Origin of the sequence: Sphingopyxis sp. Geo25, assembly GCF_949769135.1 — a bacterium.
GTDB lineage: Bacteria > Pseudomonadota > Alphaproteobacteria > Sphingomonadales > Sphingomonadaceae > Sphingopyxis.
Map to the genome: position 1 here is coordinate 108,217 of NZ_CATKOZ010000003.1, position 14,073 is coordinate 122,289.

At 66.1% G+C, this 14,073-nt stretch carries 8 protein-coding genes; 4 read left to right on the forward strand and 4 right to left on the reverse strand.

Going from position 1 to position 14,073, the window contains the following annotated elements:
- Positions 1-74: 74 nt before the first annotated feature.
- The 4 genes from QOL68_RS11080 to QOL68_RS11095 form a co-directional block, all read right to left on the reverse strand.
- Positions 75-1,670 carry a tetratricopeptide repeat-containing sulfotransferase family protein gene (locus tag QOL68_RS11080; RefSeq protein WP_282949422.1) on the reverse strand — a complete coding sequence of 532 codons (1,596 nt, stop codon included), beginning with the start codon at positions 1,668-1,670 and terminating at the stop codon, positions 75-77.
- Positions 1,671-1,672: 2 nt separating this feature from the next.
- Complete coding sequence (locus QOL68_RS11085; RefSeq protein ID WP_282949421.1) at positions 1,673-3,205, reverse strand: DsbA family protein; 1,533 nt, start codon at positions 3,203-3,205, stop codon at positions 1,673-1,675.
- Between the two features lie 128 nt (positions 3,206-3,333).
- Entirely contained in the window at positions 3,334-4,737 is a 1,404-nt protein-coding gene (locus tag QOL68_RS11090) for a M48 family metalloprotease (protein ID WP_502957387.1), read from the reverse strand.
- Positions 4,738-4,853: 116 nt separating this feature from the next.
- Positions 4,854-7,463 carry an Rne/Rng family ribonuclease gene (locus QOL68_RS11095; RefSeq protein WP_282949420.1) on the reverse strand — a complete coding sequence of 870 codons (2,610 nt, stop codon included), beginning with the start codon at positions 7,461-7,463 and terminating at the stop codon, positions 4,854-4,856.
- Between the two features lie 609 nt (positions 7,464-8,072).
- Between QOL68_RS11095 and QOL68_RS11100 the strand changes: the two genes are divergently transcribed.
- From QOL68_RS11100 to QOL68_RS11115, 4 genes are read left to right on the forward strand one after another with little or no spacing between them, the layout of a single operon-like run.
- Entirely contained in the window at positions 8,073-8,981 is a 909-nt protein-coding gene (locus QOL68_RS11100; RefSeq protein WP_502957388.1) for an N-acetylmuramoyl-L-alanine amidase family protein, read from the forward strand.
- A gap of 55 nt (positions 8,982-9,036) precedes the next feature.
- Positions 9,037-10,290 carry a D-arabinono-1,4-lactone oxidase gene (locus QOL68_RS11105; protein WP_282949419.1) on the forward strand — a complete coding sequence of 418 codons (1,254 nt, stop codon included), beginning with the start codon at positions 9,037-9,039 and terminating at the stop codon, positions 10,288-10,290.
- Positions 10,287-11,432, forward strand: coding sequence for a DSD1 family PLP-dependent enzyme (locus QOL68_RS11110; RefSeq protein ID WP_282949418.1), 1,146 nt, complete (start codon positions 10,287-10,289; stop codon positions 11,430-11,432). The genes QOL68_RS11105 and QOL68_RS11110 overlap by 4 nt, the downstream gene beginning before the upstream one ends.
- 60 nt (positions 11,433-11,492) lie before the next feature.
- Positions 11,493-14,009, forward strand: coding sequence for a penicillin-binding protein 1A (locus QOL68_RS11115; RefSeq protein WP_282949417.1), 2,517 nt, complete (start codon positions 11,493-11,495; stop codon positions 14,007-14,009).
- Positions 14,010-14,073 lie beyond the last annotated feature (64 nt).

A 14,073-nucleotide genomic window follows, 5' to 3' on the forward strand; every position in this document is an offset into this window, starting at 1 on the left:
CAATCGAGGTGCATGAAAATGGGGGCTGCGGCTCGCAGTTTCGCGACCACTATGACAAAATTGCAACAATAAGCTCAGGCGCGAACCGGATATTGCGCGAGAACCGGCCCCAACGCCTCGACAAGCGGGCCGAGCCACGGTTCCATCGCGCGCCACTGGTCGACGCCGTCGCGGTTGATCGGGCGCCGCACCTGTTCGGAGCTCGCGGTGCGGACGGCACGGTCGTTGGCATGAAAGTCGAGGCACGTCTGCTCGAATGGGAGGTCCATATAGGCGAGCATCGCGCGTACCTCGCCTTCGAGGTCGCCGATCACGCGTTCATGAAAGACGCGGTGGACGTGACCGGGCAGCACCGTGTCGAAATGGTCCATCAGCTCGACATAATCGGCATAGTAGCGCCCCATATCGGACAGGCTGTAGCTGAACGCCTGCCCGCGCGCGAAATGCTGTTTGAAGTTGGAGAAACAGCAATCCATCGGATGGCGCCGCGCGTCGATGATCTTCGCCTTGGGCAGGATCAGCCGGATGAAGCCGACATGCAGCCAGTTGTTCGGCAGCTTGTCGATATAGAAGCGCTTGTCACTCTTGCGCTGCACCTGCGTGTCGCGCAGATATTGTTCGCCAAGCTCGCGCGCCTCGGCCGCGGTCAGCCGGGCGATCCCGCCCATATTCCGCGCTTTCGCGAACAATTTCGGGATATCGGGCAGTTCCATTGTGCCCTCGATCATCGAATGGCTCGACAGGATCTGCTCGATCAGCGTCGATCCTGCGCGCGGCATCCCGACGATGAAGACCGGATCGGGTGCATCGCAGCCATAATCGGGGCGCTCGGCAAAAAACGACGCCGTGTACAACGCCTTCGCATGGTCGACCGATGCCCGCGTCTGACCGGCGTCATAGTCGAGCATCGCCCTTCGCAGCGCATTGCCGCGGTCGTAATGCGCAAAGGCGGCTGCGGCCTGTTGCCGGTCCTCGTTCGCCTTGCCGAGCGCGAAATGGAGGTGGAAGCGATCCTCGGGCGCGATGTCGCTACGGTCGAGAGCGGCTTCCATCGCGGCCAGATCGTCGTCGCCGAACCGGAAAGTCTTGAGATTGGCGAGGCTCCACCACACTTCGCCGAGCGAAGAACGAAGCTCGAGCGCCTTGCGATAGGCTGCGACGGCGTCGGCCTGCCGCCCGACCGTCTTCAGCATATGCCCGTAGGACATCCAGATCTTAGGCTGTTTACCAAAGGTCTGCAGCACCTTCTGGTAAAGTTCGAGCGCTTCGTCGAACTCGCCAACGCGGCCGAGCGCCGCTGCCTTCAGATTGGCGTTCATCAGATTGTCGGGGTCGACGGTCTGCAGTTTTTCCAGCTCCTCGACCGCCTCGCCCGACCGCCCCTGCCGATGCAGGACGGTCGCGAGGTTCGAGCGCGCCGCCAGAAATTCGGGCGCCAATTCGAGCGCACGGCGCAGCAGCGCCTCGGCGTCGCGATAGCGTTCGATGCGCGCCGCGAGTTCGGCGAGCATGCGGATCGCAGCAACGTCGAACGGATCCTGCTTCAGATGCGCCTTGAGCACAGGTTCGGCGTCGTGAAGCCGCCCTTCGGACAGCGCGAGCGCCGCCGCCATCAACTCGGGGTTACGAAGCCCCCGCTCGATCGAACGTTGCGCGTGGTTCGCCGCCATCCTCAGCCCGTGGCCCGCGCCTTGGCGATCGCGCGGCGCAGCGCGTCATAGCCGACCTGGCCCTGGAACAGCTGGTCGCCGACGATCCAGGTCGGGGTCGCATTGAGCTGCAACTGCGTCGCGAGCGCGAGGTTCGAATCGATCTCGCGCTGGAACAAGGCCTCGTTCGCGGTCGCGTCGGCGCTGCCGTCGGTGACGACGCCGGCGCGCGAGGCGGCGGACGCGATCGCCGACGGGTCGAGCGACGACGCCTGGAACATTGCGTGGTGGAAGGCGTCATATTTGCCTTGCCGCGCGGCGGCGAGCGCCATGATCGCGGCGTCGCGGCTCTGCGGCGATATGATCGGCAGTTCGCGGAACACGACCTTTAGTCGCTTGTCTTCGCGGATCAGCCGGTCAACGTCGGGAACGCTCGCGCGGCAGAAGCCGCAGGCATAGTCGGTGAAGACGACGAGGGTAACGTCGCCGTCGGCATTGCCCGCCCAGGCACCGGCATAGGGCTTCTCGAGCGCCGGACGCACCGCGTCGACGGCCTTCGCCATTTCCTTGTTCCGCTGCGCCTCGAAGGCTTCGGGCACGATCTCGGGGTGCGCGCGAATATAGTCGGCGACGATCGTCTCGACCTCGCTCTTGCTCATGCCTCCGCCGAAGCGGCCGCCGAGCCAGAAGGCCGCGCCAAGCAGCAACAGCGCGCCGAGCGCAACTGCCCAGAGCGGTGCAGGCAGAGTGGGCGCCGCGGAGGCGGGACGCGGCGTTGCCGGACGATAGGGCGTGCGCTCGTCATCGGCCGGCCCCGAAACCGACGGCGGCGGCGCTGCCGAAGCAGCCTTGGTCCGCGCTGATTTCGCGGGACGCCGCGCAGCTGCCTCAATTGATTCGCCAGCGAACAGCGGCAGATCGGGAGCCGCTGCCGGCGCCTCGGCGATGCGAGCCCCCGCTTCTTCGCGGGCGAGCAGTTGCTCGAGCCCCGACGGCGGCGGTGCCAGTTCCTCGCGCGGTGCGGGCCGCAGCTTGGTCGCAGCACCGCCGATCCCGTCGCGGATCGTTTCGCCGCCGGCCCGCGCGGCGTTGCCGATGCCGGCTTTCGCCTTGTCGGCAACCTCGCCGAGCCCGCGCCCGGCCTCTCGCGACAATCGCGAAACCTTGTCGCCGATCGCCATCTTGTCCCACGCCGCGCCGCTCGCTCGGGCGGCGGCGCAGCTCGCTTTCGCCGATCCACGCCCCACCGCGCGGGCGGCGCGGGCGGTCAGTTCACCGGTTTTCGCGGCAAGTTCGCGCGAACGGCGCGGGATTTCCATCGCTTCGACACGTGCAGGAATGTCGGCCCGCTCGCCGACGTCGATCGTCCAGTCGGCGAAGGCTTCGGCGCCGTCGCGGATGCGGTCCCACAGGTTCGCGGCCCCTGCCTTGATCGTTTCGGGTTTGACTAGCGGGTCACGCGGCTTGTCGCCCGCCCTGTAGCGCGCGAGGTCGATGCCGACCGGCGGTTCGTCCTTCGGCTTTGCCAATCCGCCCTGGTCAAGCGTGTCGCGCATGGGTGCGCTCCCGGGCGTCGGGGCCGGGTCGCGCAGCCACGGCTGGTAATAATCGTCTTTCCTGTCAGTCACTTGTCGCCCTTGTGCATCGCCGATGGCGATGCGTCCCCATCGTATCTCGTTCGAATCTAGCGTCTTTTGCGCGCCTGTTCCACCTCGGCGCGCGACACCAGCGCAATATCCTGTGCACGGATCCAGTCGGGCGACCCTTCGGCCAACCCCTGCATCGCGGTTTCGGCATTACGCAGCGCCAGCGCCGACTGTCCACCCTCAAGGCTGTAACGCTCGGCCGAAGCGAGCGCCGCGCGCGGCTGGTCGCCCTTGCTCGCGTAGACGATGCCGAGTTGGTACCAAGCGAAAGGATTCTGGTTGTCGAGCGCGACCGCGGTCTTGAGCACCTTTTCCGCTTCAGCGAAATTGCCGGGATCTTCGGTCGCGATAAGTGCGTGGCCGAGCGTTGCGGCGATCAGCGGCTGCGAGCGCGAATTGGCCACCGCCTCGCGCAACGGCGGAATCGCGTCCTTCGGCCGCCCCGATTCAAGCAGGACCTGACCTTCGAGCTCGAGGAAATAGGGGTCGTGCGGGTTGCTTTTCAGCAACCCTTTGACCTCGCCGAGCGCCTTGTCCGGGTAAGCGCTCTTGTGCCAGGCATAGGCGCGGGCATAGCGCGCCGGGATGCTCGTGTCGCTTTCAGGATATTTGCGCAAGGTACGGTCGGGGTCGGCGATATAGCCCGACAGTTTCGCCTTGATCCGCTGGAAACGCGCCTCGATCGCCGGGTCGGCGGGTTTGCTCCACGCCGGGTCGACGACATAGACTTCGCGTAACGCCTGGATGCGATCGCCCGACATCGGGTGGGTCCGGCCATAGGCCTGATCGTCGTCCTGCTTGATGCCATAGCGGAATTCGAGATTCTGCAACTTCTTGAAGAAGGCGAGGCTGCCGCGACCGCTGATCCCGGCCTTCGACAGATATTGCGCGCCCGCCGCGTCGGCGGTCGATTCCTGGACGCGGGTGAAGGCGAGATATTTGCCGAGCGCGGCCTGCTGGCCCGCCATCAAGATACCCATGCCGGCCTCGCCGCCGCCCGCCGCCATCGCCGCTGCTCCGAGCAGCAGGCTGAGAAGCGAAATGCCGGTCGCGGTTTTGGCCCCCTCGCTCGCGCGGATCGCGTGGCCGCCCATGATGTGCCCGAGTTCGTGCGCGAGCACGCCCTGCACTTCTTCGGCACTGTCGGCAGCCTCGATCAGTCCGCTGAAGACATAAATGTCCTGGCTGCCCGCGACGAAGGCGTTGATGCTGCGGTCGCCGAGCAGGTGAACACGCACCTGCCCCGGCTGGAGCCCCGCCGCGACGAGCAGCGGATCCATCATGTCCTGGAACAGCGCCTCGGTCTCGGCATCGCGCAGGATCGACTGCGCCATTGCGGGCCGCACGGCAACGGCGACCATCGCCACCAAGGTCAAGAGGATGCGCGGCAACGCACGAAGGCCATGCGCCCGGTGCGCCTTGTACGACGGGGAAGCGGTCATCGCCGACTGTCTCGCGCCGCGCGCCTGAACCTCGAGTGAAGCCATGGAAGGCTTATTGGGGTTCAGCGCGCGCGGACGCAAGGTCAGCGTGTCGTTTCTGCGGTCAACCGCGTCGATCAGTTGCCAAAGGTGCGCTGCCACCAACCGCGACGAGGTTCGCCGTCGGGGCCGGTGCTGTCCTCTTGACCATCTGCGGCAACCGTTTCCCGGTCGCTCGTCGTCGCTTCCTCGGGCGCAGCCTCGACCGCGACGGCCTTCTTCGCGCGGCTCGCACGCTTTTTGGGCGCGGGCTTGACGATTTCGGCATCATCCTCGGGTTCGACCGCCGGTGCTTCGGCAGCGGGCGCCTCGACGGCTTCGGGCACCTCGGCCTCGGCAGCCGCAGCAGCCTTGGTCTTGCGCGGCGCGCGCTTGCGTTTCGGCTTCTCCTCGGCGGCGGGCGATTCCTCGACAACCGGCTCGGGCGCAGCTTCGGTGGGGGCAGCTTCTTCGTCGGTCACTGCCTCGGCTTCGGCTTCCTCGACCTTCTTGCGGCCGCGTCCGCCGCGGCGGCGCTTGGGCTTCGCCTCTTCCCCTTCGTCCGCTACCGGAGCAGCCTCTTCGGCGGCCGCTTCGCGGGGATCTTCGCCAATGTCCTCGCCATCGGCAGCCTCACCCTCGGGCGCTTCGCTGCCTTCCTCATCGCGGCGACCGCGACGTCCACGGCGACGACGGCGGCGGCGCTTGCGGCCCTCGCCATCCGCGCCCTCCGGGCGTTCCTGTCGTTCGCGGCGTGCGGGGCGCTCCTCGGCTTCGGCCTCCCCGGCCTCTTCCTCTTCTTCCTCGTCCTCATCGACAAAATCGTCGTCGTCATCCTCGATCGGGGCGATCGGCGCGAAGCTGCGGCGGGCGACGGGCGGCGGCCCGCCAACCTCGATCGCCATGCGCGCGCCCTCGGTCTCGCCATCGGGCAGGATTTCGACGCTGACGCCGTAGAGTTCCTCGATCTCGCGCAGCTCGCGACGCTTTTCGTTGAGGAGGTAGAAGGTCGCCTCCTGGCTGGCGCGCAGGATGATCTTGCTGCCCTTGCCGCGTGCGGCTTCCTCTTCGATCAGGCGCAGCGCACTGAGGCCAGCCGAGCTGGCGGTCCGGACGAGGCCCGTGCCCTCGCAATGCGGGCAGGGGCGGGTCGAGGCTTCGAGCACGCCGGTTCGCAGGCGCTGGCGGCTCATTTCCATCAGGCCGAAGCCCGAAATGCGGCCGACCTGGATGCGCGCGCGGTCGTTCTTCAGCGCATCCTTCATCGCCCGTTCGACCTTTCGGACGTTCGAACCATGATCCATGTCGATGAAGTCGATGACGATCAGCCCGGCCATGTCGCGCAGGCGGAGCTGGCGCGCGATCTCGTGCGCGGCCTCGAGGTTGGTGTTGAGCGCGGTCTGCTCGATATTATGCTCGCGCGTCGACCGCCCCGAGTTGATGTCGATCGACACCAGTGCCTCGGTCGGGTTGATCACCAGATAACCACCCGACTTGAGCTGGACGACGGGATTGAGCATTCCCGCGAGCTGGTCCTCGACGCCGTAGCGCTGATAGAGCGAGACCGGGTCGGCATATTGCTTCACGCGCCGCGCGTGGCTCGGCATCAGCAGTTTCATGAACTGCTTGGCCGCCTTGTAACCCTCGTCGCCCTCGACGAGCACTTCCTCGATATCCTTGTGATAGATGTCGCGGATCGCGCGCTTGACGAGGTCGCTGTCGGAGTGGATCAGCGCCGGAGCGCTCGACCCCAAGGTCTTTTCGCGGATCTCGTCCCACAGGCGCGCGAGATAGTCGAAGTCGCGCTTGATCTCGACCTTGGTGCGGCTCATCCCCGCGGTGCGGACGATGCAGCCCATCGTCGGAGGCAGGTTGAGTTCGTCGATCATCGCCTTCAGCTTGCGGCGATCAGCGCCGTTCGAAATCTTGCGGCTGATCCCGCCGCCGTGCATCGTGTTCGGCATCAACACGCAATAGCGCCCGGCAAGCGACAGATAGGTGGTGAGGGCGGCGCCCTTGTTACCGCGTTCTTCCTTCACGACCTGGACCAGCATCACCTGACGGCGGCGGATGACGTCCTGGATCTTGTAGCGGCGGCGCAGCGACATGCGATTTTCGCCGTCTTCGTCGTCGCCCCGGCGGCCACGGCCACCCTTGCGGCCATTGCGTCCGCCCTTGCTCCGCCCGCGGCGGCGATCGCCGCGGCCGTCCCTGGCCTCTTCGCCCCCGTCTTCGCCGTCGGCCTCGCCATTGTCTTCGGCGTCGTCATGCTCATCGTCGCCGTCTTCGCCCACCGTTTCGGGCGCGCGCGGGGCGTCGCCATTATCGTCACCGTTATCGTCGTCATGATATTCGACATCGGCGACGTCGCCTTCGAGCTCGTCGAGGTCATCCTCGGCGCGCTGCGCCGCCGCGGCGGCATGTTCGGCCTCTTCGCGAAGCAGCGCCTCGCGATCTTCCTTCGGAATCTGGTAATAGTCGGGGTGGATTTCGCTGAAGGCCAGGAAACCGTGGCGATTGCCGCCATATTCGACGAACGCCGCCTGCAGGGACGGTTCGACGCGGGTAACCTTGGCCAGATAGATATTGCCCTTGAGCTGCTTGTGCTCGGCGGACTCGAAATCAAACTCCTCGATGCGGTTTCCCTTGGTGACGGCGACCCGGGTCTCTTCCCGGTGCCGCGCGTCGATCAACATGCGCGTGGTCATTAGTATCACTCCAGGCGCGCAGTGGCGCGCCAAACAAAAAGGCCGCGACCATCCTTGGCGGACGGCGGCGGTCGATAGGGTTCAAAGAAAAAAAGACGTTATTGCCGCGCGGGGCCCGCGTCCGGTCGTGGACGCGCATGCGGTCTTTCGCCGCGACACATGCGGAAGCAAAAGCCTCCGCGTCGCGATCGAAAGAGGGCATGGCAAGCCTCATACGGCATCAACCTGTTTCGGGGCGGACGGGAAGCCGGGGCAATTTTTCGTTGAAAAATCGCGTCAGCCGCCCGATCAGCCGGGTGGATCGACGGAGCGAGATTTTCGGCAGGTCCGGCACCGGGGCGGCCATGATCCGCGATTCGCGAGATCAGGCCTCTTCCCCTCAAAAGGCCGGACGGAGCCGGAAAGTCCTCCGTCGTGGCAGGGTGCTAGCATCGGCATGGGCCGACGGCAACCTCCACCACCCGATAAAGATGGGAGAGTGTGACCACATTGCAACCATCTCGCCGCATTCTCCCGTCTTTGCCGCATGCGTCCGGCGTGGTTAACCGCCGTTTGACACAGGCTGGCTAATAAGGGATTTGCCCTGTTGGATTGCCCCGGCGCCATGGAATGACGATGATCCTGCCCTTTCTCCTCGTGGCAATCGCACCGGCCCCGGCGCTTCCGGTCGAAGCCGCGCTGCATCCTCGCCGGAGCGAAGCGGCGCGACACGCCGGTTTCTTGCGGGCCGATCGCCCGAAAAAGCGCTACAGCGTCACTGTTCGGATCGGCAAGCCCAAGCCCGCGGTGGCCCTGCCGCGGATCGAAGGCCCCGACAATCCGCGCCTGCCGCTCGTGGTGATCGACGCCGGGCACGGCGGACACGATCCGGGCGCGACTTCTCCCTACAGCGGCAAGCGCGAAAAGGATCTGACGCTGGAACTCGCGCGCGCGATCCGCGACGACCTGGTCGCCGGGGGCCGCGTCCGCGTCGCGCTTACGCGGTCTGACGACCGCTACCTCGTGCTAGAGGAGCGTTACGGCATCGCCCGGCGGCTGAAAGCCGACCTGTTCCTTTCGATCCACGCCGACGCGGCAGAGAATGAGCAAGCAAACGGCGCGTCGGTCTATACGCTCTCCGAGGTCGCATCCGACCGTGAAGCCGCGCGGCTCGCGGCGCGCGAGAACAAGGCGAACATCATCAACGGAGTCGACCTCGGCGCGCACAGCAGCGACGTGTCGTCGATCCTGCTCGACCTGACGCAGCGCGAGACGATGAATGTCGCGTCGGATTTCGCGAGGCTGCTGCAGCGCGAGGCATCGGACGAGATGACCTTCCGGACGACCGCGCACCGTTTCGCGTCGTTCGTCGTGCTCAAGGCGCCCGATACGCCCTCGGTGCTGTTCGAGACGGGCTTCATCTCGAACAAGGGCGATTCCGAGTTTCTGACGTCGAAGGGTGGGCAGAAAAAGGTCGCGCGCGGAGTACGCGACGCGGTGCAGATTCATTTCGCACGGAAGATCGCCGCCGCGCGCTGAAACGCCTTGACCATCGCCCGGCGCGCCGACAGCTTGCCGGCGACGGGAGAGATCGATGGGGTGGAGCAACTGGTCGGGCAGCGTGACCGCGCCAGCCGAGGTCGCAAGGCCGCAAAGCGAAGACGAATTGGCCGCGCTCGTACGGCGCGCGGGCAAGGTCCGCGCGACCGGCGCCGGGCACAGCTTCATGCCGCTCTGCCAGTCGGACGAACTGATCCTCGGCCTCGACCGGCTGGCCGGAGAGATGCGGATAGCCGCCGACCGGACCACCGCGCACATTCCGGCGGGCTGGAGCATCAGGAAGCTGACCGCAGCGCTTTGGGAGGAGGGCCTGTCGCTCGCCAATCAGGGCGACGTCAATCCGCAGTCGCTTGCAGGCGCGATGGCGACCGGCACACACGGCACCGGCATCGACCTTGGTTCGCTGGCGACGATGGCGCGAGGTTTTCGTCTGGTTGGCGCCGACGGTGAGACGCGCTGGTGCGACGCCGCGACCGAAGCGGACCTCTATCAGGCGCAGCGGCTGTCGCTCGGGATGTTCGGGATCGCGACAGAAATCGAGGTCGCCGTCGTTCCCGCCTATCATCTCGAGGAGCGGATCGAGAAGCGGCGCTGGAGCGAGGTGCGCGAATGCTATGACGAGCTTGCTTCGCGGCACCGCCACATCGAATTCTGGCTCTTTCCGCACGCCGACGACGTGATCCTGAAGACGCTCACGCCGTGCGACCCTTGCGATCCGCCGCCCTCGACGACCGACATGGAGGAGAGCGCCTTTCGCCGCGTGCTCGATATCGCCGCGAAACTGCCCTTCCTCACCCCCTTCCTGCAGCGCGCGATGATGCGAACGCGGTTCGAAGGACTTCGCCGCGGCCCCGCCCATGCGATCTTTCCGTCCGACCGGACGATCCGCTTCGAGGAGATGGAATATGAACTGCCGCGCGCGGCGGGTCTGGCGGCGCTGGACGAAGTCGTCGGCTGGATTCGCAAGAAGCGGCTGCCGGTGACCTTCCCCTTCGAATATCGCACCGTCGCGGCCGATGATATCTGGATGAGCCCGATGAACGCCGGACCTGTCGCGGCGATTTCGATGCACCAATATGCCAGGATGCCGTGGCAAAGCCATTTGGCGGGCGCCGAGGCGATCTTCCGCAGCTTCGGCGGACGGCCGCACTGGGCGAAACGCCACACGCTGACGCGCGATGACGTCGACGCGCTTTACCCGATGGCCGAGCACTATCGCACCGCACGCCGCGCCGCCGACCCGCACGGCAAATTTCTCAACGCGCATCTGGAGAGCCTGTTTTCATGAGCGACGATTTGACCCTGCACGCGCATCTGATCGGTCGGCAGGGGTCGCGCGCCGACCTCAACACGCCCGTGCTCGTGCTCGACCGGGGAGCGCTCGACCGCAATATCGCCGCGATGGCCGAACTGGCGGCGCGGCATGGCGTGGGGCTCCGTCCGCACGCGAAGACGCACAAGAGCGTCGACATCGCGCTGCGCCAGATCGGCGCGGGCGCGCTCGGCGTGTGCTGCGCGAAGATCGGCGAGGCCGAAGTCCTGTGCGATGGCGGGATAACCGGCATCCTGATCACCTCACCCGTCGCGGCGCCGCGCGCGATCGAACGGCTTGCCGCGCTCGCGGCGCGTGCCGTGGGGCTGATGGCGGTGGTCGATCATCCCGCCGTCGCCCGGCGAATCGACGCAGCGCTTGCGACGGCGGGGACGACGCTCGACGTCATCATCGACATCGATCCCGGTATCGCACGCACCGGTGTGGCGTCGGCGGAGGCAGCGGTCGCACTGGCGGAGACGATTGAGGGGCTGCCGAACCTCAATGGGCGCGGCGTGCAATTCTACTGCGGCTCACAGCAGCATATCGAGAATTATGCCGAACGCCGCGCGGCGATCGTCGAACGCACCGGCTATCTAAAGTCGGTGGTGGCGGCGCTGACCGAGGCCGGATTCAAGCCCGAGATCGTCACCGGATCGGGCACCGGCACGCACCGGATCGATCTCGACCTCGGCGTCTTCACCGAGTTGCAGGCCGGCTCCTATGTCTTCATGGACAAGCAATATCTAGACTGCGACCTGACCGGCAACGACAGCACTCCGTTCGAAACCGCGCTCGGCGTCGACGCGCGCGTGGTCAGCGCCAATCATTCGGGGCTCGTGACGATCGATGCCGGATTCAAGTCGCTTTCGACCGACGGCGGCGTCGCGGTGGTGCGGCACGGCGCACCCGAAACCGCGTTCTTCGTCTTCATGGGCGACGAACATGCGGCGCTGATCGCGCCGGGCATCGGCGAGCAGCTCATACCCGGCGATCCGGTGACGCTGACAGTGCCGCACTGCGACCCGACCGTGAACCTCTACGATCATTATCATGTCGTCGAGGGCGACACGCTGGTTGCCATATGGCCCGTGAGCGCTCGCGGCAGAGCGCGGTAAGGCAAACCGCCGCAACGCAGCTTCCCTTTCGTTCACGCAGGCTTTAGAGGCTCTTCGCATATGGCTTCCGAGACCGCGTCCCATTTCCGCCTGCGCCTGCGCCGCGACAGCAATGCCGTCATCGCCTGGTTCCGCGAGATGTGGACACGGCGCTGGTTCCGCATCCTCGGCTATCTGGCGGGCGCGGGGCTGCTCGCCATGCTGCTGATCTGGGTGGCCTTCGCGCGCAACCTGCCGTCGGTCGACCAACTGCGCGATTATCAGCCGCCGCTGCCGACGATGGTCCGCGACGCCGAGGGCAAGCCGGTGCACAGCTATGCGCGCGAGCGGCGCGTCCAGCTCGAATATGCGGAATATCCGCAACTGCTGGTCCGCGCCTATCTCGCGGCCGAGGATCGCACCTTCTTCGAACATGGCGGGATCGACTATCCGGGCATCGTCACCGCGATCATCACCAACCTCACCAACAGCGGCCGCCCCGTAGGCGCCTCGACGATCACGCAGCAGGTCGCGAAGAACCTGCTGCTGACCAATGAGGTCAGCTACACGCGCAAGATTCGAGAGGCGATCCTCGCCAAGCGCATCGAGGCAGCGCTGACCAAGGAGCAGATTCTCGAACTCTATCTGAACGAAATCCCGCTCGGCCGTCGCAGCTTCGGCGTACAGGCCGCGGCGCGCGCCTATTTCGACAAGGATGTCGACCAGCTCGCGCTCCATGAAATGGCGTTTCTCGCGATCCTGCCGAAGGCACCTGAAACCTATGGCCGCGCGCGCAACGCCGACAAGGCGATGGCGCGACGCAATTTCGTGCTGTCCGAAATGTACCGCAACGGATGGATCACGGCGGCGCAGCGCGACGCCGCGCAGGCGCAGCCGCTCGGCCTCACCAACAGCGGCAACACCGCGATCGCGCAGGTCGGCGGCTATTACATGGAAGAGGTGCGGCGACAGCTGATCGACCAGTTCGGCGAAACCCCCGAAGACGGTCCGCTGTCGGTCTATGGCGGCGGTCTGTGGGTGCGCACCGCCTACGACGGCAAGATGCAGCAGGCGACGACCAAAGCGCTGCGCCGCGGCCTTATCCGTTACGACACAGGCAAGGGCTGGTCGGGGCCGATCGCGACGATCGAAGCCGACGACCAGTGGCAAAGCCGCCTCGCGTCGAGCTTCATCGGCATTGATTACGACCAGTGGCGGATCGCGGCAGTGTTGTCGAAATCGGCGAGCGCCGCGCGGATCGGTTTCGCCAATGGCGACACGGGCAGCCTGCCCGCGAGCGCGGCGCAGCTCGGCTATCGCAAGAGCGGCGGCCCGGCCTTCTCGGCGCTGCGCCCCGGCGACCTGATCGCGGTCAGGGCGACCGCACCCGGCGTCTATCAGCTCAAGAATATCCCTGAAGTGTCGGGCGGGATGGTCGTCGAAAGCCCGCATTCGGGGCGCATCTATGCGATGCAGGGCGGCTTCGACGTCCGCCTGTCGCCCTTCAACCGCGCGACGCAGGCCGAGCGCCAGCCGGGTTCGACGATCAAGCCCTTCGTCTATGCCGCCGCACTCGACAACGGGATGACCCCCGCGACAATGATCGTCGACGGGCCTTTCTGCGTCTATCAGGGCGCGCGCTTCGGCAACAAATGCTTTCGCAACTTCGGCGGCAGCGCGGGGTCGGGCGAGCATACGATGCGCTGGGGCCTCGAACAGTCGCGCAACCTGATGACGGTGCGGACCGCGAGCCAGATCGGCATGGAACCGGTCGTCGAGACGATCCAGACGATGGGCATCGGCAAGCACGAACCCTATCTCTCGACCGCGCTCGGCGCCGGGTCGACGACGGTCGAGAAGATCACCAATGCCTATGCGATGCTCGCGAACCACGGGCGCGAACTCAAGCCGCGCCTGATCGACTATGCGCAGGATCGCCGCGGCAAGGTCATCTTCCCGAAGAATTGGCGGCCCTGCCAAGGCTGCAACATGAAGGACTGGGACGGCAAGCCGATGCCGCGCTTCGCCAAGACCGGCAAGCAGCTGATGGACCCGATGACCGCTTATCAGGTCGTCCACATGCTCGAGGGCGTCGTCCAGCGCGGCACCGCGGTGCGCCTTCGCGACCTCGGCGTCCCGCTGTTCGGCAAGACGGGGACGACCTCGGGGCCGAAGGACGTCTGGTTCGTCGGCGGGTCGCCCGACGTGATCGCGGGCGTCTATATCGGCTTCGACCAGCCGCGGAACATGGGCGGCTATGCGCAGGGCGGTAGCCTTGCGGCGCCGATCTTCAAGGAATTCTTCCAGGGGTCGCTGATGGATGCGCCGCCGGTGCCCTTCACCGCGCCGAAGGGCATTCGCATGGTGCGTATCGACCGCCAGTCGGGCCGCCGCGTCTATGGCAGCTGGCCGGGCACCGACCCCAAGGCCGCGATCATCTGGGAAGCGTTCAAGCCCGAAAGCGAACCGCGCCGCACGATCCGTGAGGACGAAATCAAACCGATCAAGACGCCGAAACGGTCGACCGGCCCGGCGCAGAAGGGATCGTCGGGCCGCACCGACACCGACTTCCTCGACGACCGCGGCGGGATTGTCTGACGCCGGTAATCTGGCTTGTCACCGGCGCCCGAGCCTCTATGGCCGGTCGCATCGAATTTCAGGA